The organism is Stenotrophomonas sp. 59, assembly GCF_030291095.1.
GTDB lineage: Bacteria > Pseudomonadota > Gammaproteobacteria > Xanthomonadales > Xanthomonadaceae > Stenotrophomonas > Stenotrophomonas maltophilia_Q.
Genome location: NZ_CP127408.1, coordinates 243,412 through 260,747, shown reverse-complemented (window position 1 = coordinate 260,747; position 17,336 = coordinate 243,412). Strand labels below are relative to the sequence as shown.

Here is a 17,336-nt window from a genome sequence, read left to right as displayed (position 1 = left end):
GCTTCAGCGTGCCTTGAACACGCCGCGCGCATCGCGCGGCTCGCAGCGCAGGTACTGCGGCGCCGGTTCCACGCTGTCGCGCAATGCAGCAGCGGCGTGCCACGGCCAGCGCGGGTCGTAGAGGATGCCGCGTGCCAGCGCTACCGCATCGGCGTGGCGATGGCGCAGGATCGATTCGGCCTGCTCCGGTTCGGTGATCATGCCCACGGCGATGACCGGCATGCGCACCTTGGCCTTGATCGCCGCCGCGAACGGAACCTGGTAACCCGGGCCGACGGTGATCTTCTGGCGCTCGTCCAGGCCACCGCTGGAAACGTGCAGGAAGTTGCAGCCGCGCGCATCCATCACCTGCGCCAGCGCTTCGCTCTGCACCAGATCCCAACCACCGTCGACCCAGTCGCTGGCGGAAATACGCACGCCCACAGCGACCTTGTCGGACACTGCCGCACGCACGGCATCGAACACTTCCACCAGCAGGCGCAGGCGGTTCGGCAGTGAGCCACCGTAGCCATCGGTACGGCGGTTGCTCAGCGGCGACAGGAACTGGTGCAGCAGGTAGCCGTGGGCGGCGTGCAGCTCGATCAGCTCGAAGCCCAGGCGCTCGGCACGCACCGCGCTGGCGGCGAAGGCAGCGACGACTTCGGCAATGCCGGCCTCATCCAGTTCCTGCGGCGCCGGATCGGCTGCGTGGAACGGCAACGGCGACGGCGCCACGGTGGCCCAGCCACGCGCATCATCGGCCGGCAGCTGGCCGCCGCCGTCCCACGGGCGCTTCACCGACGCCTTGCGACCTGCATGGCCGAGCTGGATGCCCAGCGGCATCGGCGACCAGCGGCGGACGCTGGCCAGTACCTGTGCCAGTGCCGCTTCGGTGCCGTCATCCCACAGGCCCAGGTCGGCCCAGCTGATGCGGCCGCGCGGCTCGACCGCCGTGGCTTCCAGGATCAGCAGGCCGGCGCCGGACTGCGCCAGGTTGCCCAGGTGCATGGCATGCCAGTCGCTGGCACGGCCGTCTTCGGCGGAGTACTGGCACATCGGCGCGATGACGATGCGGTTGGACAGGGTCAGGGGGCCGAACGAGATCGGCGAAAACAGCTGGCTCAAGACGGTGATGGACGACGAAGGGGGTGCGTATTGCACCGCCGCACGGCCTGCGAATCAACCGCCTGGATGGATCGCTGTTTCGCGGGGGCGCATGATGGGTAGCGCCGGGCCATGCCCGGCGAACGTGCGGCGCGGCACCCCGTTTCCGCCGGGCATGGCCCGGCGCTACCCGGTAACGAGCCCTGCCAGCGCCTCGGCGCAGTCGCGCTCATCCTTGAACTGCAGCAGGTCATCGGCGCGGGTGCGGCCTCGGTTCAGCGCCGCCACCGGCAACCCTGCCCTGGCCGCCGCCTGCACGAAGCGGAAGCCGGAATAGACCATCAGCGACGAGCCCACCACCAGCACGGCGTCGGCCTGCCGCAGGTGCTCATGCACCGCCTCCACGCGCTCACGCGGCACGTTTTCGCCGAAGAACACCACGTCCGGCTTCAGCAGGCCGCCACAGTACGGGCAACCGGGCACCACGAAGCTGGAGAAATCGGTCTCCAGATCGGCATCGCCGTCGGGGGCGATGCCGGCCTCCAGGGCATCCCAGCCGGGATTGGCGTCCAGCAGGCGCTGCTGGAGGTCCTCGCGGCCGCCACGGCGCTCGCAGCCCATGCAGCGCACCAGGTCCAGGCGGCCATGCAGGTCGATCACGTTGCGGCTGCCGGCCCGCTGGTGCAGGCCGTCCACGTTCTGGGTCAGCAGCACCTGCAGCTTGCCGCTGTCCTCCAGTGCGGCCAGGGCGTGGTGGGTACCATTGGGCCGTGCCAGGCCGAAGCGCGGCCAGCCCAGCAGGCTGCGCGCCCAGTAACGCTGGCGGGTGGCCGCTTCGCCCATGAACGCCTGGTAGGTCACCGGTGGCGTACGTTTCCACTGGCCGTCGGTATCGCGGTAATCGGGAATGCCCGAGGCGGTGCTGCAACCGGCGCCGGTCAGCACGAACAGGCGCTGGGCGCGGTCGATGAAGTCGGTCAGCGGCGGGGTCATGGGTGCCAGATGGGGGCGCGTGGGCGCCCCCGCAAGCGCTGGCTCAGTCGGCTTGGTCAGGCCACCGGCAGCGGCGGTACCGCGATCGGATGGCCTTCCTCGTCCAGCGCGATCATCACGAAGTGGCCGCGGGTACACAGCTTGCGCTCGCCGCTGTGCAGGTCTTCGGCGACCAGCTCCACCTCGACCTTCATCGAGCTGCGGCCGACTTCGACGATGCGGCCGATGGTTTCCACCATCTGGCCGATGCGGATCGGCAGCTTGAAGTCGACCTGGTCGCTGCGCGCGGTCACCACGGTGCGGCGCGAGTAGCGCGCGGCGGCCAGGAAGGCGGCCTTGTCCATCCACGCCAGTGCCTGGCCACCGAACAGGGTGCCGAGGTGGTTGGTGTGGTTCGGGAAGACGATTTCGGCCATGCGCACTTCGGTGGGCGGCACGGTCTCGGGGATCGGGGTCATGGGGGTGCTTCGGTGTGTGGGGTCCAGTGATTTTATGCGACCGGCGTGACGGCCATCGGAACGCATGTGCAATGGCCACCCGGCAGCGGTGCCTGCGCAGGCCGCGCCCGTGGCAGGCGCTACACTGCGCCACGCCCACCGCCAGGACCGCCCATGCCCGCCACTTCCGACCTTCTGGCCTTTGCACTGGTCTCGCTGGCCATGGTGATCACGCCCGGGCCGAACATGATCTACGTCATCTCGCGCTCGATCTGCCAAGGGCCGATGGCGGGACTGATCTCGTTGGGCGGGGTGGCGCTGGGCTTCGTGTTCTACATGCTGTGCGCGGCGCTGGGCATTACCGCCCTGCTGATGACGGTACCGTTCGCCTACGACGCGCTGCGCATCGGCGGCGCGCTGTACCTGCTGTACCTGGCCTGGCAGGCGCTCAAGCCGGGTGGCCGTTCGCCGTTCGCGGTGCGCGACCTGCCGCAGGACAGCCCGCGCAAGCTGTTCACGATGGGCTTTCTGACCAATCTGCTGAACCCGAAGGTAGCCGTGATGTACCTGTCGCTGCTGCCGCAGTTCCTGCATCCCGACGGCGAAGGCAGTGTGCTGATGCAGTCGATCGTGCTGGGCTCCACCCAGATCCTGGTCAGTGTCAGCGTGAACGGCATGATCGCGCTGACTGCAGGCAGCATCGCCGGCTTCCTGGCTGCGCGCCCGACCTGGCAGGTGGTGCAGCGCTGGCTGATGGGCACGGTGCTGGCCGGGCTGGCGGTACGCATGGCGGTGGAAGGGCGGCGCTGATCGCGGCGTGCCCTCCAGGCGATGCGCCCGGCCCAGTGATCAGAACAGTTCGGCGTGGTAGAAGCTCGGTTGTGCCGACCAGGCCTTGATATCGCCGCATTTGGGCACGTCGGTGTAGTACAGGCGGATGGGAATGGCGGAGACCTTCGCACTCATCAGCATGGCGTAGGTCGCCTTGCAGACCTCCGGCGGCATGCTGAAGTCGCCTTTGCTGACGATGTTGCAGACCGCGTGGATGGGCGAGACGGTGGTTGCCACGAACACCTTGCCGCTGGCATCGATGGAAACGTTGGCCACCTTGGAATCGCAGTTCGTGCCATGGGCGAGGGACGGACAGGCGACCAGGACGGCGAACAGTCCTCCCATCCATCCACGAAACACGGTCTTGCGGGTTGCTGTTCCAGGCACTGCAGTCTCCATTGCGACCTCCAGGGTCCATTCAATTCCACCACCATGGCAGGAACACGCATACGGGAACGCGGCGCAGGGATTGTCCGCGTCTCATTCCTGCAGTGGCATCCCCTCTTCCTCCCCAGGCGCGGCATGGGTACGACGCACCGCCGTCGCTGGAGTCCAGCGAGAATAGCCCATCCTGTTGAGGTGCAACAAAAAACCCCGGCACTGGCCGGGGTTCTTCGTTGCGACAGGCCTGACCGGTTCGATCAGAAGTTCATGTCGAAGGCGACTTCGCCCTGCACGCCGACCTGGTAGGCCGAGACGCGGCGTTCGAAGAAGTTGGTCAGTTCCTGCACGTCCTGCAGTTCCATGAACGGCAGCGGGTTGCGCACGTTGTACTTCTTCTCCATGCCCAGCTTGGCGAAGTGCTGGTCGGCGCAGTGCTGCAGGTACTGGCGCATGTCGCGGGTCGAGATGCCCGCCACGCCGCCGGACAGCACGTCCTCGGCGAACTGCACTTCGCATTCGATGGCTTCGGCCAGCATGTCGTAGACCTGCTGCTTCATTTCATCGTCGAACAGGTCCGGCTCTTCCTCGCGGACAACACGCACCGACTCGAACGCGAACTCCATGTGCGCGCTCTCGTCGCGGAACACCCAGTTGGTGCCCGAGGCCAGGCCCGGCAGCAGGCCGCGCGAACGGAAGTAGTACACGTAGGCGAACGCGGCGAAGAAGAACAGGCCTTCGATGCAGGCGGCGAAGCAGATCTGGTTGAGCAGGAACTGGCGACGCTCGGCACGGGTCTCGATGCGCTTCAGGTCCTGGATCGAGTCGATCCACTTGAAGCAGAAATCGGCCTTCTTCTTGATCGAGTCGATATTCTCCACCGCAGCGAAGGCTTTGACGCGCTCCTCCGGGTCCGGCAGGTAGTTGTCGAGCAGGGTCAGGTAGAACTGCACGTGCAGCGCTTCTTCATACAGCTGGCGCGACAGGTACATGCGCGCTTCCGGCGCATTGAGGTGCTGGTACAGGTTCAGCACCAGGTTGTTGGACACGATCGAATCACCGGTGGCGAAGAACGCGACCAGGCGATGGATCAGGTGGCGCTCACCCGGCGACATCTTGCTGTGCAGGTCGGTGATATCGATCTGGAAGTTGATCTCTTCCACCGTCCAGGTGTTCTTGATCGCGTTCCGGTACATGTCATAGAACTGCGGGTAGCGCATCGGGCGCAGGGTCAGTTCAAAACCGGGATCGAGCAGCATCTGCTTGGGCTTGTCGGCCATGGGTGTTTCCTTGAATTCCTGGGTGAGACGCCGGGCATGGCCCGGCGCTACCGTGGGTGTTTTTCCGCAGCCGAGCATGGCTCGGCTCTACAGGTGCGAGGTGCCGGCGGGGCCGGCACAGCGCGTTTTACTGGCAGGCCTCGCAGGCTTCCGGGTTTTCCAGCGAGCAGGCGATGGCTTCGTCCGGGCTGAACACCTTGGCCGGCGCGGCGGTGCTCACCGTGGTCTTGGCGATCTTGGTGGCCGGGCGCGAGCGCAGGTAGTAGGTGGTCTTGATGCCCTGCTTCCAGGCGTACATGTACATGGAGGACATCGCGCCGATGTTCGGGCTTTCCATGAACAGGTTGAGCGAGGCCGACTGGTCGATGAAGGCGCCACGCTCGGCGGCCATGTCGATCAGCGAACGCATCGGCAGTTCCCACGCGGTGCGGTAGACCTCGCGCAGCGTTTCCGGAATCTGCGCCACGCCGGCGATGGAGCCTTCGGCCAGCTTGATGGCATCGCGCATGTCGGCGGTCCACAGGCCCAGCTTCTTCAGCTCGTTCACCAGGTAGCGGTTGACCTGCAGGAAGTCACCGGACAGGGTCTCGCGCTTGAACAGGTTGGACACCTGCGGCTCGACGCACTCGTAGCAGCCGGCGATCGAGGCGATGGTCGCGGTCGGGGCGATCGCGATCATCAGCGAGTTGCGCAGGCCGTGTTCCTTGATGCGCTCACGCAGGGCATCCCAGCGCGCGGTGTCTTCCGGCACCACGTTCCAGGCGTCGAACTGCAGTTCGCCGCTGGCAGCACGGGTATCGTTGAACGACGGGTGCTTGCCGCGTTCCTGGGCCAGTTCGGCCGAGGTTTCCAGGGCATGGAAGTAGATCGTTTCGGCGATCTTCTTCGACAGGGCGCGGGCTTCGGCACTGTCGAACGGCAGGCGCTTGCGGAAGAACACGTCCTGCAGGCCCATGCAGCCCAGGCCGACCGGACGCCAGCGCAGGTTGGCGCGGCGGGCGGTTTCGATCGGGTAGAAGTTCAGGTCGATGACGCGGTCGAGCTGGCGCACGGCCAGGCGCACGGTCTCGGCCAGTTTCTCGAAGTCGAACTCGTTGTGCTCGTCGAAGTGGTTGCCCAGGTTGATCGAACCCAGGTTGCACACCGCGGTTTCATCGTTGGAGGTGACTTCCAGGATTTCGGTGCACAGGTTGGACAGGTGGATCACGTTGCCCGGACGCAGGGTCTGGTTGCTGGCGCGGTTGCACTTGTCCTTGAAGGTCATCCAGCCGTTGCCGGTCTCGGCCAGCGTACGCATCATGCGGGCGTACAGCTTGCGCGCGGAGATGGTGCGGTTGGCCTTGCCCTGGGCTTCGGCCTGCAGGTAGGCGGCCTCGAAGGCTTCGCCGAACAGGTCGGTGAACTCCGGCACGACGCGCGGATCGAACAGCGACCATTCCTGGTCGGCTTCGACGCGCTTCATGAACAGGTCCGGCACCCAGTTGGCCAGGTTCAGGTTGTGCGCACGGCGGGCTTCGTCACCGGTGTTGTCACGCAGCTCGAGGAAGTCCTCGATGTCGGCGTGCCAGGTTTCCAGGTACACGCAGGCCGCGCCCTTGCGCTTGCCACCCTGGTTCACTGCGGCCACGGACGAATCCATGGTCTTCAGCCACGGCACGATGCCGTTGGAGTGGCCGTTGGTCGACTTGATGAGCGAACCACGCGAACGCACGCGGGTGTAGCTGACGCCGATGCCGCCGGAGAACTTCGACAGCTGGGCGATGTCGCCGTACTTGGAATAGATCGACTCCAGCGAGTCCTGCGGCGAATCCAGCAGGAAGCACGAGGACAGCTGCTCGTGGGTGGTACCGGAGTTGAACAGGGTCGGGCTGGACGGCAGGTAGTCCAGGTTGCCCATGCGCTTGTACAGCGCCAGGGTCTCGGACACGTCCTCGCTCAGCGCGCTTGCGATGCGCAGGAAGAACTGCTGCGGGGTCTCGATCACCTTGCGGGTGTGCGGGTGGCGCAGCAGGTAACGGTCGTACAGGGTACGCAGGCCGAAGTAATCGAAGTTCAGGTCCAGCGAGATGTCGATGGCGTCGTTGAGCTTGCGCGCGTTGGTCTGCACGAAGTTCAGCAGGCGGTCGTTGATCAGGCCGACTTCATGGCCACGGCTGACCGACTGCGAGAAAGCGTAGATTTCCTGGCCCGAGACTTCCTTGGCGATGTAGTTGGCCAGCAGGCGCGCAGCAAGGCGGCCGTACTCGGGCTCTTCACCGATCAGCAGGGCGGCGGTACGGATGGACAGTTCGTCCAGCTCGCGGGTGGTGGCGCCGTTGTACAGGCCGGAAATGGTGCGGGTGGCCACGCGCATCGGATCGACGGCGTGCAGGCCTTCGGAGGAACGCTGCACCGCGCGCACGATCTTGTTCAGGTCCACCAGCTCGGTCGTGCCATTGCGCTTGGTCACACTCATCGCGTTGGCCGTCGGCGGCGACGTCAACAGGAATTCGCTTTCCTTCTCGATGGTGGCGCTGGATTCGGTGGTCACGGCGTGTGTCCTCTTGGCGTGATTGGTGGGTGCTCGATGCATCGGGTGACGCAGCCCGGGACATGACAGCCCAGGATGGCAGGACGGCGTCGCAGGGGATGAGACCCTGCGCCTGCCACTGCCGTTGACGATCGCGGATGGGTGCTGCTGCCACCCCCTGGAATTGGGGTTGCTGCGACCGACGGCCACAAGATAGTGGGGGTAATGGGGTCCGTCAACGCCAAATGTAGTGAAATTCGGCAATCCCTTGCGCCGCAAGGATCGTGCCATCGGCGCCCGGATCAGACGCTTCAGACCTGCCGGAACGGGCTGCGCAGTCAAGCCCGGAAGGCGTCACTGCGGTGGCACAACGCACCACGGAAACGGAACAATGACAGCTTCACATGACAGTGATGAAGCTGGCTAGGGACAACCCTGTGGATAGGTGGTGGGCAGCCGGTGGGAATGCGGTGGACGGGGGACTTCCGGCCAGCCGGGCGGCGGCTGGGCAGCCGAGGCAGGCATTGCACCTGCCCCGGCATTGCCGTCAAAGACCGAAGGCGTAGTTCAGTGTCAGGTTGCCATCCAGCGGCGTTCCTTCGGTGATCGGCGCACCGCGCACCGTTTCACTGGCGACGAAGGCGCTGACCCGCAACCCCATCGAGAACACGCTGCCGCTGAGCGGCAGGGCACCGGTGGTGCCCGAGGTGGTCCAGCTGTGCGACAGGGTCTTGTCCAGGAAGCTGCTGGAGGCCCCGGTACCGGAGGCCGCGCCCTTGGTCCCGCGCAGCACGTTGACATTGGCCTGGTCGACCTTGGCCCCGTTCAGGGTCACCGTGAAGTAGCCCAGCTTGCTGGTGGGGAAGCCCGCCACCGCGCCCAGCCCGAAGTTCTGCGAGCTGACGCTGGAGCTGGAGGCCTCGCGGTTGTCGACCACCTGGAAGGACATGAAGGTCTTGCCGCTGCCGCAATCCACCGTCCACACCTGGTCGATGGTGGACAACGTGAGATAGCCCGAGGTCGGGATGAGGCTGGCGTTGACCTTGCCGTAGTCGTAGACACCATCCTTGTCGGAGCTGACCATGCAGGTCGGCGTCTTCACCGTGCCGGTCACCTGCAGTTCCTTGGGCGCAATGGCAGCGGAGGCAATGCCACAGGCCGACAGCAGGGCCAGCACGAGCGAGGAGCGGATCATATGAGTGCGCATGGGAGCCTCCTTACAGGCCGTAGGCGAAGTTCAGGGTCAGCGAGCCTTCCAGCTTCGCGTCCTCGGTGATGGGGCCGCCCATGGTCTGGCTGCCGGCAAGGTTGGCGACCACATCCAGGTCGGTCTCGAACACCCGGCCGATCTGCTGCAGGTTGGCCGCGGTCTGCGCCCAGCCCATGGTGTAGCTGCTCTGCTGCACGGCAGCCGTGGTCGCGCGGGTAATGGCGGTGGTACTGGTGGCAAACACGTTGGATGCGGTGCCATTCACCTTCGGGTTGCGCATGGTCACGGTGTAGTAGCCCAGCTTGCCGGTGCCGTTGACGTTGCCCATGCCGAAGTACGACGAGCCCACCGCACTGGCCGAAGCAGCGGCGTTGTCAGTCACCTTGAAGGTCAGGTAGGTATCGCCTTCACACTCGATCTTCCAGGCCTTGCTGATGGCAGGAAGCACGTTGTAGGTGGTACCGGTGCGGATATCGCCCGGGCCCAGGCTGCCGTAGTCGTACACGCCGTCATCGCCGGCGGTGACCAGGCAGGCCGGTACATCCAGGCTGCCGGTGACCTTCAGGGTCGAGGGTGCGATGGGGCCTGCGTGCACGGCACCGGCCGACAGCAGTGCCAGCACGGTTGTGGCAAGGGAAAGCTGGACTTTACTCATGGTGTGGAAACTCCCAGGTTGGAGGGGGATGGGGGGACCGTCTGCGACGACGATCCATTGGCGGAGCGACCGACGTCGCCACCGGCAATACGGGTACCCCGCGTTCGCGGCGGTGGAATGAGGCCATCACAGGCAGCGTCCTTCGGACGCTTCGTAGGGACGTGCGGGATCGAAGCGGGCCGGCACGCTGTAGTGCACTTCACAGCGACCGTTGGCATCGTCCAGCAGCACCGGCCTGCCGATCTGTTCGTTGTCCAGGATCGCGTTGCCTTGGCCGATCACGGTGCCGATGAAGTCGCCTTCGGCCGAGTACAGCGCGGTACCTACCCTTGCCAGTTCGCCACCGCGGGTACGCACGGTCAGCAACAGCTGGCGCACCGGGTGCGCACTGATGGTGTGGGTGGCGACGGCCCCGCGCGCCAGTGCCAGATCAAGCGTGGTACTGGCGAAGCGCTGGTTCAGCGGCAGCGTGCGCCCTTCCAGCTGCAACCGGGTACGCCGGTAAGGGGTGATCGACGGCAACACCGCGGTGCCCAGCACGGAGGTGGTGGCACTGCCGGCGCCGCTCAGGCCGACCCCGGCCACACGTGGAATCCGGACCACGGCAAAGGTGTCGCCAATGCGCGAGCTGGAAAACGCCAACGTGCGCCCCGAGGTCAGCGCCATACCACCGCTGGCGGCCAGATACTGAGTCTGGGCCTGGCCCTGGATATGCGAGACCCCCGCATTGAATGCGCCATACGCGGTGCGCTGGCTGGCAGCGACCGCCAGCCGCTGCTGCGAACCGCTGTGCGACGCATCCACGTTGTAGGCCAGGCCACCTGCGGTGCGGCTCTGGAAACTGGCACCCAGGTTGCGCGACGCATCTTCATAGCGATAGGCACGGGCACTGACGCTGCCGCGTCCCAACGGAACCTGCAGATTGACGAACGCGGCACTGCCACGCCCCTGCGCGTGCTGCAGTGTCAGGTTGACGTTGACCCGGCCGAACCGGCGTGACGCCGACAGCGTCTGCCCGCGGCCAACGTCGCCGCCATAGCTGCTTTGCCAGAAAGTGTAGGAAAACGCGCCCCACGTAGCGCTGGACCAGCCCATCGAGGCCGACAGCGATTGCTGCAGCCGCTCGTTGCGTGAAGCGCAGGCGTCCGGCAGGGTCCAGGGTTCGCAGGGCCACGGCCGGGTATCGCGCAACGACAACGTGTCTTCCAGCGTTGCGAAGGCTGCGCTGCGGCGCTGCCAGGACGCTCCCATGCTGAGCCCGTTGTCGAAACTGGCATTGCCCTGCAGCTGCAGCTAGTGGCCGAAGCCCCACTGCGCGGCATGCGAGAAACGCGCGCCCACGCCCCACGTGCTGCGCGACCCGAGGCTGAAGCCGGACTGCGCCGCCAATCCCCGGTAGTCACGCGCGAGCAACACCGAGGCGCTGACACGGGTATCAGCGCGCAGCTGCGCCGCGCCCCCTGCGTGGACCATCCAGGGAGCATTGCCCTGCAGGTGCATGCCATCGCGGGCACGGTAGCGCCCCACCCCCAGCTGGAAGCCTGGCGCAGCATCGGCTCCCGGCACATCCATCGGTGCCGGTACCCGATAGCGGGTAATGCGCCCGTCCTCTTCCCGGACTTCCACATCGAGGTCCGTGCCACGGCTGGTCACGGCGATGTCGCTGATCGAATAGACACCTGGCGCGACCACGCTGCGGTGCACGACGCTGCCGCGCTGGCGCACTTCCACCACTGCATGGCTGTCGGCGATGCCCTCGATCGGCACGCTGAGGCGGGTGGCCTGGCGCTGCATGTCATCGGAAAACAGCTGTGCACCCACCATCGGAGTGCCACCGAAGCCTTCCGAGGCCAGGCTCAGCTGGCCCGCCTGGAACAACGCGGACGCACGCTCCAGCGCACGCTGGGCATAGGTTTCCTGCTGCACGTAGCGGCTCTGCGAGCGACGCCGTGCGTAGTCGCCGCGGCTGCGTACCGCCCAGTTGGCAGTGTTGAAACCCAGTTCCATGCGTGCACTCAAAGATTGGTCGTTGCCCGTGCGTCGCTGCACGCGCTGGGAGAAAACGTCGTAGTTGAGAACCAGGGCACTGCCGCCACGCTGGTAGGCACCTCCCGCGCCGCCGTCACTCAGGGCCGCAGCCGGCACGACCAGGTCCATCCGTGCACTGCCGGGCCGCAGCTCGATCCGGGTACCGGGATGGATCTGCTGCAGCGGCGCGCAGGCCTGCGCCGGGTCGTCCTGTTTCAGGCCCAGCTGCGCCAGCACTTCGGCGGAAAAGCAGGGCTCACCCTGTGCATCGAAACGCACCTGCAGCTGCTCGCGGCGCATGCCGTTCACACTGGCGTCGACCTGGTGCACGCCCGGCAGAAAACCAGCCTGGCGTGCAAAGAAGCGTGCAACGTCGGCCGAGACGCCATTGCGCTCCAGTTGCTTGAGGTCGAACTGCACTTCCTGTGCGGCAACTCCGGCGGCGTTACTCATTCCTCCCGCACCGATCACCAAGGCGGCAACCGGCGCCAATGACGGCGACTGCCTCATGGGTGGGGTCCTTGCATGCAGATGGAGTCATCGCCGCGCGCTCACGGTTGCAGCGGCAGCTGTTCCTTGTCCTTGGCGAAGCCATAGCGGCTCAGTGGCAGGATTTCGACATGACCGTCGCTGCCGCCTACTTCGCCCGCCAGGGTCAGCACCCGCGTTTCGCCCGGCATCAGGTAGGGATGCGGCAGCACACCCAGCGCGGCGGAGGGCTGCAGGCGCAGCTCGGGACCTATCCGGATCACATGGGGTCCACTGTTGCGGACAGTCAACTGATCACCATCGATGGAGAAGCGCAGGTCCTGCCAGGGACGGGCTGCAACGGCCACCGCACGCGGCTGCAGGATGAAGCCGATCTGCTGGCGGATCGGCATGCGCATGCCGCGCTCGCTCTTCTGGGTGACGCCTTCGAACGACGCCCGCAGCATGTATTCGCGATCCAGCACCACGCCCTTCTTCAGCGTGAAGTTGACGATCTGGCTCTGGCCCGGGTCGATGCGGGTCACCGCCGGCGTCACCAGGATGTTGCCGGCCATCGGCCGCTCGTCCAGGTCGTCCACGCTGCTCAGCAGCAGGATCGGCTCGCTGCCGGGATTGCTGATGTTGAACGCGGTACGTCCCTCGCGCTCCTCCAGGATCACCGTATTGCTCTGCAGCGCGAAGGTGGACGCCTGCAGCGGCAGCGCCGGGCCGAGCAGCGCGGCGGCAGCCAGCCATTTCCAGGCCAACAGATTCCCGCGCCGCTTCGAAAGAAGAGCGTTCATGGCAGTTCCTGTTCGGTGGGGCCCCGTTGCGGCGCAGGCACGCGACGTCAGGCGATGACGGCCATGCTAGGGCGCCCCCACCCGATGAACTATCAGGCGAATCCTAAAGCGATATCGATTGACGCCAATGGCCCGGTCGATGACCACGCCTGCATCGGGTAGTGCCGACCGATGGCCGGCACTCTCCATCACGCCCGGTGCGGGGTGCCCAGGTATTCGGCGCTCTGCATCTCGATCAGGCGCGAGGCGGTGCGCTCGAAGGCGCCCTGCAGGCGCTGGCCGGTATACAGCTCGATCGGCGAGGTGCTGGCGGTGCACACCAGGTTGACGTGGCGGTCGTACAGCTCATCGATCAGGTTGACGAAGCGGCGCGCGGCATCTTCGTTCAGGCGGTCGAAGGCGGGAATGCCGCCCAGCAGCACGGTGTTGAACTCGTGCGCGATCTCGATGTAATCCGACGGGCCGCGCGGGCCTTCGCACAGCGCGGCGAAATCGAACCAGGCGATGCTCTTGCCACGGCCGCGCACCGGAATCTTGCGACCTTCGATCTCGATGTTGCCGGCCTTGGCCGGCTGGCCGCCACTCAGTTCGTTCCAGCGCGTGGCCAGCCACTCATCGCTGTCGGCCGCCAGCGGCGCGCGGTACACCGGCGAGCGGGTCAGCGCGCGCATGCGGTAATCCTCGGTGCCTTCGGCGTACAGCTCGACGCAGAAGCGCTGCAGCAGGCCGATCACCGGCAGGAAGCTCTCGCGCTGCAGGCCGTTGAGGTACAGGTTCTCCACCGCCGTGTTGGAGGTGGTGACCAGGGTCACGCCCTCCGCGAACAGGCGCTCCAGCAACCGCGCCAGCAGCATCGCATCGCCGATGTCGGTGACGAAGAACTCGTCCAGCACCAGCACGCGCAGATTGCTGCGCCATTCCTGGGCGATCTTTGCCAACGGGTCGCTCTGGCCCTGGTGCTCGCGCAGGCGCTCGTGCACGCTGCGCATGAAGCGATGGAAGTGGGTGCGGTACTTCTGCTTGATCGGCAGGCCGTCGTAGAACAGGTCGACCAGGAAGGTCTTGCCGCGGCCGACGCCACCCCAGAAGTACAGGCCCTTCACCGGCTCGGGCTTCTTCCAGAACGAGGACAGGCGGTCCAGCCAGCCGTCCTCGGCGCTGTCCAGCAGGCCCAGGTGGATGCGGTCCAGCTCGGCCAGCGCCGCATGCTGGGCCGGGTCGTTCTGCCAGTCGCCACGGGCGACCCCTTCCGCGTACCGCTGCGACGGGGTCAACTCGGTTGCACTCATGCCGCCGCGCCCAGCCAATGCTTCACGCCGTGGGTCAGCGCGCCACGCAGGTCGATCAGCTTGCGGTGGAAGAAGTGGCTGGTCTCGGGCATGCGCACCAGCTCATGCGGGAAATCCAGCGTATCCAGCCACTGGTAGACCGCCTGCGGGTCGACGATCTCGTCCTGCTCGCCCTGGATCACCAGCCAGCGCGCTGGCGGTGCGATGCCATCGAAATCCCAGCGGCCGGCCGGCGGCGCGATCGAGATCAGCGCTTCGGGCTGCAGCTCGGCAGCGGCCTTCAGCGAAACGAACGAACCGAAACTGAAACCGGCCAGCCACAGGCGGTCGTCGGGGCGCTGGCTCTGCACCCAGGCGGCCACGGCCTTCAGGTCGTCCTGCTCGCCCACGCCGTGGGCGAACTCACCGGCCGAACCACCGACGCTGCGGAAGTTGAAGCGCACCGTGGCGATGCCCAGCTCGCGCAGGGTGGTGGCGGTCATGGTGACCACCTTGTTGTGCAGGGTGCCGCCTTCGGTGGACAGCGGGTGGCAGATGATGGCCACGATCGGCTGCACCGGCACATCGGCCTTGGGCAGGTCGACGACCACTTCCAGCGGGCCGGCCGGGCCGTCCAGTTCGAGGCAGGCGGTTTCGCCGGGGGCGACGGGGAACGAGGGCTTGTGCATGGCACCATGATACCGTCCCCCGCCCCTGCCCTGTGCCCGCCCCATGCTCTACCTGTCTTTGGCCGTGATCTGCAGCGTGCTGGTTTCGGTGTTGTTGAAGCTGGCCAACCGCCGCCAGCTGGATGTCGCGCAGATGGTCACCTGGAACTACCTGGTGGCCGCGACAATGACAGCGGTGGTGCTGCAGCCGCCGCTGGATGCCTTGCGTGCTCCGCACGCGCCCTGGCTGTCATTACTGGCGCTGGCGGTGGTACTGCCCTCGATTTTCCTGGTGCTGGGCCGCGCGGTGGCGGTGGCCGGCATCGTCCGCAGCGATGTGGCACAGCGCCTGTCGCTGCTGTTGTCACTGGCCGCGGCGTTCCTGTTCTTCGGCCAGACCGCGACGCCGTGGAAGCTGGCCGGGCTCGGCCTGGGCCTGCTGGCGATGGTGGCGATCAGCCTGCGCCCGCGCGGCCCGGCGGTGGCGTCCTCACCCGCTGGCTGGGGCTGGCTGCTGGGCGTATGGGCAGGGTTTGCAGTGGTCGACGTGCTGCTCAAGCAGGTGGCGCTGTCCGGCACGCCGTCGATGGCGGCAGTGCTGGCCAGCTTCAGCGTGGCCTTCGTGCTGATGCTGGCGCTGCAGCTGTGGCGTCACTTCAGTGGTCGCAGCCGGCTGGCCTGGCGCAACCTCGGCGCCGGCGCGCTGCTGGGCCTGCTCAATGGCGGCAACATTCTTTTCTATGTGCATGCGCACCAGGCAATGCCGCAGAGCCCGGCCACCGTGTTCGCCGGCATGAACATCGGCGTGGTGGTGCTGGGTGCGCTGGTGGGCGTGTTCGCCTTCGGCGAGGCGACCACGAAGTGGAACCGCGCCGGCCTGGCGCTGGCGGTGCTGGCGATCGGGTTGATCGCCTGGGGATGAGCGTGGCCTGGGGTCGGATCCCATTCCAACGGAATGGGCTCTGACCCCTACGTTTCAGATCCCGCGATGCATGGGGGTCAGAGCCCATTCCGTTGGAATGGGATCCGACCCCTGCCGCGACCCCGGCGTTGGAGGGGTTATCTGTCGAAGCCCAACAGCAGCGGGTCGTGGTCGGAGCTGCGCCACGGGCCCTGCACATTGCGCCCCTGGTAGCCGCTGGCGTCCTGCTCGTCGGCGTTGCTGTGCCATTCGGCGGCACCGCGCAGGCGCTTGGCCATGCCCGGGCTGAGCAACGCGTGGTCAAGGCGGCCGGAGTAGCCGTTGTAGACGTAGCTGTAGGGATGCTCGACCTTGGCGACCTTGAAGGCGTCCTGCCAGCCCAGGTCATGCAGGGCGCGGATCGGATCTTCCATCGCGTAGGCGTTGAAATCGCCCAGCAGTACCGCATCCTTGGCGCCGGTACCGGTCGGATCCGTCTGCAGCCAGGCATGCAGCTGCTGCGCGGAGGTCACGCGGGTCGCGTTCCAGCAGCCCTGGTTGTCGTTGCGGTCGGCATCGGCGCCGCTCGCATCGCGGCAGCCCTTCGACTTGAAGTGATTGGCCACCACCACGAACGGCGCGCCGTGCTTGCCCTGGAAGGCCTGCGCCAACGGTACGCGGCTGTGCTCGACGAACGGGCCGCCGGTCAGCGTGGCCGGCTTGCCCAGCGGCTGCAGGCGGCTGCTGCGGTAGATGATGCCGACCCGGATCGGGTTGTCACCGGGGCCGTTGCCGGCATCGACGAAACGCCAGTCGCCCTGCGCGCCACGGTCGCGGTTGAGCGCATCGACCAGCTCGGCGATTGCCGACTGCGGGCCATAACCATCGTTCTCCAGCTCCATCAGCGCCGCGACATCGGCACCGAGCGCGTTGACCGTGGTGACCAGCTTGGCCACCTGTGCCTTGTGCTCGTCCAGCGTGCGTGCACCGCGCAGGGTCGGGAAGCCGCCGCCCTGGCCGTCGCCGTTGAAGAAGTTTTCCAGGTTGAAGGCAGCCACGTGCAGGCTGCCCGGCACCGTCGGCACCGCCGGGCGCTTCAGCTCCGGCAGCTTCAGCACACCTTCGACCTGCAGGCGCGGGCGCCCCTGCGCGTCCACGTGCACGACACCTTCCACGTTGCGCAGCTGCATGCCGGTGCGCAGCACCGGGTTGCCCGGCAGGTAGGGCACGCTGGCCGGATCGCGCGCATCACTGCCGTCGTCCAGCACCAGGCGGCGGCGCAGGTTGTCGGCCATCACCTGCTCGTAGCCGGCAGTACCCGGCGCGGCCACTTCGGTGGGCTGCCAGAGGCGACCATCGAAGGCGACAGTGAGCTGGCCGAAGCGCTCCAGACCGTCGGTACCGGCCAGGGTGAGCGGCGCGGCGATGCGCACGCGCTGGCCGTCCAGCGCGCGCCAGTCGGCCGGTGCGGCGGTCAGCACCACGGTGGCGCTGCTGCGCGCGGCAGCGGGCGTCGTAGCCGGTGCGGCCTGCGGCTGGGCCTGGGCAAAGGCGCTGGCCGGCAGCAGCAGGGACAGGGCAAGAGCAAGGGAACGGCGGCGCATCGACGGGCGATTCCAGGGAAGAGGGCGCACAGACTAACCCTGAAATGCGAAACCCCGCTTGTGGGCGGGGGAATATGGGCGATCAGGCCTCGGTGGGCAAAGCTGGTGCGGCGACCGGGGTGACCGGGGCGACCGGGGCGACCGGCGTGACCGGCGTGACCGGCGTGACCGGCGTGACCGGCGTGACCGGCGTGACCGGCGTGACCGGCGTGACCGG

General features: G+C 66.8%; 14 protein-coding genes and 1 pseudogene. 2 read left to right on the top strand and 13 right to left on the bottom strand.

All coding sequences use genetic code 11. From position 1 onward, the window contains the following. Window positions 1–3 precede the first annotated feature (3 nt). The 3 genes from QP552_RS01095 to QP552_RS01085 form a co-directional block, all read right to left on the bottom strand. Entirely contained in the window at window positions 4–1,104 is a 1,101-nt protein-coding gene (locus QP552_RS01095; RefSeq protein WP_111112503.1) for an NADH:flavin oxidoreductase/NADH oxidase, read from the bottom strand. 165 nt (window positions 1,105–1,269) lie between these two features. Beyond that, window positions 1,270–2,076 carry an NAD-dependent protein deacetylase gene (locus QP552_RS01090; RefSeq protein WP_286074734.1) on the bottom strand — a complete coding sequence of 269 codons (807 nt, stop codon included), beginning with the start codon at window positions 2,074–2,076 and terminating at the stop codon, window positions 1,270–1,272. A 56-nt stretch (window positions 2,077–2,132) separates the two neighbouring features. Beyond that, the gene (locus tag QP552_RS01085) at window positions 2,133–2,534 is read right to left on the bottom strand and encodes an acyl-CoA thioesterase (protein WP_049435481.1); all 402 of its coding nucleotides are present in this window, start codon (window positions 2,532–2,534) and stop codon (window positions 2,133–2,135) included. A gap of 153 nt (window positions 2,535–2,687) precedes the next feature. Between QP552_RS01085 and QP552_RS01080 the strand changes: the two genes are divergently transcribed. Beyond that, window positions 2,688–3,323: a LysE family translocator gene (locus QP552_RS01080; RefSeq protein ID WP_099551541.1), complete on the top strand. Its 636-nt coding sequence runs from the start codon at window positions 2,688–2,690 to the stop codon at window positions 3,321–3,323. 39 nt (window positions 3,324–3,362) lie between these two features. On the opposite strand, the gene QP552_RS01075 is transcribed toward QP552_RS01080, so the two are convergent. The 9 genes and pseudogenes from QP552_RS01075 to QP552_RS01035 form a co-directional block, all read right to left on the bottom strand. After that, the gene (locus tag QP552_RS01075) at window positions 3,363–3,731 is read right to left on the bottom strand and encodes a hypothetical protein (protein WP_286074733.1); all 369 of its coding nucleotides are present in this window, start codon (window positions 3,729–3,731) and stop codon (window positions 3,363–3,365) included. 254 nt (window positions 3,732–3,985) lie between these two features. Then, a complete protein-coding gene (locus tag QP552_RS01070) occupies window positions 3,986–5,005 on the bottom strand; it encodes a ribonucleotide-diphosphate reductase subunit beta (protein ID WP_008264781.1) in 1,020 nt (339 codons plus the stop codon). Between the two features lie 127 nt (window positions 5,006–5,132). After that, window positions 5,133–7,535, bottom strand: coding sequence for a ribonucleoside-diphosphate reductase subunit alpha (locus QP552_RS01065; protein WP_106548779.1), 2,403 nt, complete (start codon window positions 7,533–7,535; stop codon window positions 5,133–5,135). Window positions 7,536–8,061: 526 nt separating this feature from the next. Then, window positions 8,062–8,721, bottom strand: a complete 660-nt coding sequence (locus QP552_RS01060; protein ID WP_286074732.1) for a hypothetical protein — start codon at window positions 8,719–8,721, stop codon at window positions 8,062–8,064. 10 nt (window positions 8,722–8,731) lie between these two features. Further along, a complete protein-coding gene (locus QP552_RS01055) occupies window positions 8,732–9,379 on the bottom strand; it encodes a DUF1120 domain-containing protein (protein WP_111112499.1) in 648 nt (215 codons plus the stop codon). Between the two features lie 126 nt (window positions 9,380–9,505). Further along, window positions 9,506–11,860, bottom strand: a pseudogene (locus QP552_RS01050) (fimbria/pilus outer membrane usher protein). Window positions 11,861–11,958: 98 nt separating this feature from the next. Next, window positions 11,959–12,678 (bottom strand): fimbria/pilus chaperone family protein, encoded by a 720-nt coding sequence (locus tag QP552_RS01045; RefSeq protein ID WP_111112497.1) that lies wholly within the window; start codon window positions 12,676–12,678, stop codon window positions 11,959–11,961. 188 nt (window positions 12,679–12,866) lie between these two features. After that, window positions 12,867–13,967, bottom strand: coding sequence for a cell division protein ZapE (zapE, locus tag QP552_RS01040; RefSeq protein WP_286074731.1), 1,101 nt, complete (start codon window positions 13,965–13,967; stop codon window positions 12,867–12,869). Further along, a complete protein-coding gene (locus QP552_RS01035) occupies window positions 13,964–14,635 on the bottom strand; it encodes a CocE/NonD family hydrolase (RefSeq protein WP_286074730.1) in 672 nt (223 codons plus the stop codon). The genes zapE and QP552_RS01035 overlap by 4 nt, the downstream gene beginning before the upstream one ends. 43 nt (window positions 14,636–14,678) lie before the next feature. On the opposite strand from QP552_RS01035, the gene QP552_RS01030 reads away from it, so the two are divergent. Continuing rightward, window positions 14,679–15,536, top strand: a complete 858-nt coding sequence (locus QP552_RS01030; protein ID WP_111112496.1) for an EamA family transporter — start codon at window positions 14,679–14,681, stop codon at window positions 15,534–15,536. 137 nt (window positions 15,537–15,673) lie between these two features. Here the strand turns inward: QP552_RS01030 and QP552_RS01025 are convergent, their stop codons facing one another. Beyond that, window positions 15,674–17,119, bottom strand: a complete 1,446-nt coding sequence (locus QP552_RS01025; protein ID WP_286074728.1) for an ExeM/NucH family extracellular endonuclease — start codon at window positions 17,117–17,119, stop codon at window positions 15,674–15,676. Window positions 17,120–17,336: the final 217 nt, after the last annotated feature.

Bases quoted from the DNA above. Each gene is read 5' to 3' on its own strand.
- QP552_RS01070 (WP_008264781.1), bottom strand. From the start codon at position 5,005: ATGGCCGACAAGCCCAAGCAGATGCTGCTCGATCCCGGTTTTGAACTG.
- QP552_RS01080 (WP_099551541.1), top strand. From the start codon at position 2,688: ATGCCCGCCACTTCCGACCTTCTGGCCTTTGCACTGGTCTCGCTGGCC.
- QP552_RS01090 (WP_286074734.1), bottom strand. From the start codon at position 2,076: ATGACCCCGCCGCTGACCGACTTCATCGACCGCGCCCAGCGCCTGTTC.
- QP552_RS01030 (WP_111112496.1), top strand. From the start codon at position 14,679: ATGCTCTACCTGTCTTTGGCCGTGATCTGCAGCGTGCTGGTTTCGGTG.
- QP552_RS01045 (WP_111112497.1), bottom strand. From the start codon at position 12,678: ATGAACGCTCTTCTTTCGAAGCGGCGCGGGAATCTGTTGGCCTGGAAA.
- QP552_RS01035 (WP_286074730.1), bottom strand. From the start codon at position 14,635: ATGCACAAGCCCTCGTTCCCCGTCGCCCCCGGCGAAACCGCCTGCCTC.
- QP552_RS01085 (WP_049435481.1), bottom strand. From the start codon at position 2,534: ATGACCCCGATCCCCGAGACCGTGCCGCCCACCGAAGTGCGCATGGCC.
- QP552_RS01025 (WP_286074728.1), bottom strand. From the start codon at position 17,119: ATGCGCCGCCGTTCCCTTGCTCTTGCCCTGTCCCTGCTGCTGCCGGCC.
- QP552_RS01060 (WP_286074732.1), bottom strand. From the start codon at position 8,721: ATGCGCACTCATATGATCCGCTCCTCGCTCGTGCTGGCCCTGCTGTCG.
- zapE (WP_286074731.1), bottom strand. From the start codon at position 13,967: ATGAGTGCAACCGAGTTGACCCCGTCGCAGCGGTACGCGGAAGGGGTC.
- QP552_RS01055 (WP_111112499.1), bottom strand. From the start codon at position 9,379: ATGAGTAAAGTCCAGCTTTCCCTTGCCACAACCGTGCTGGCACTGCTG.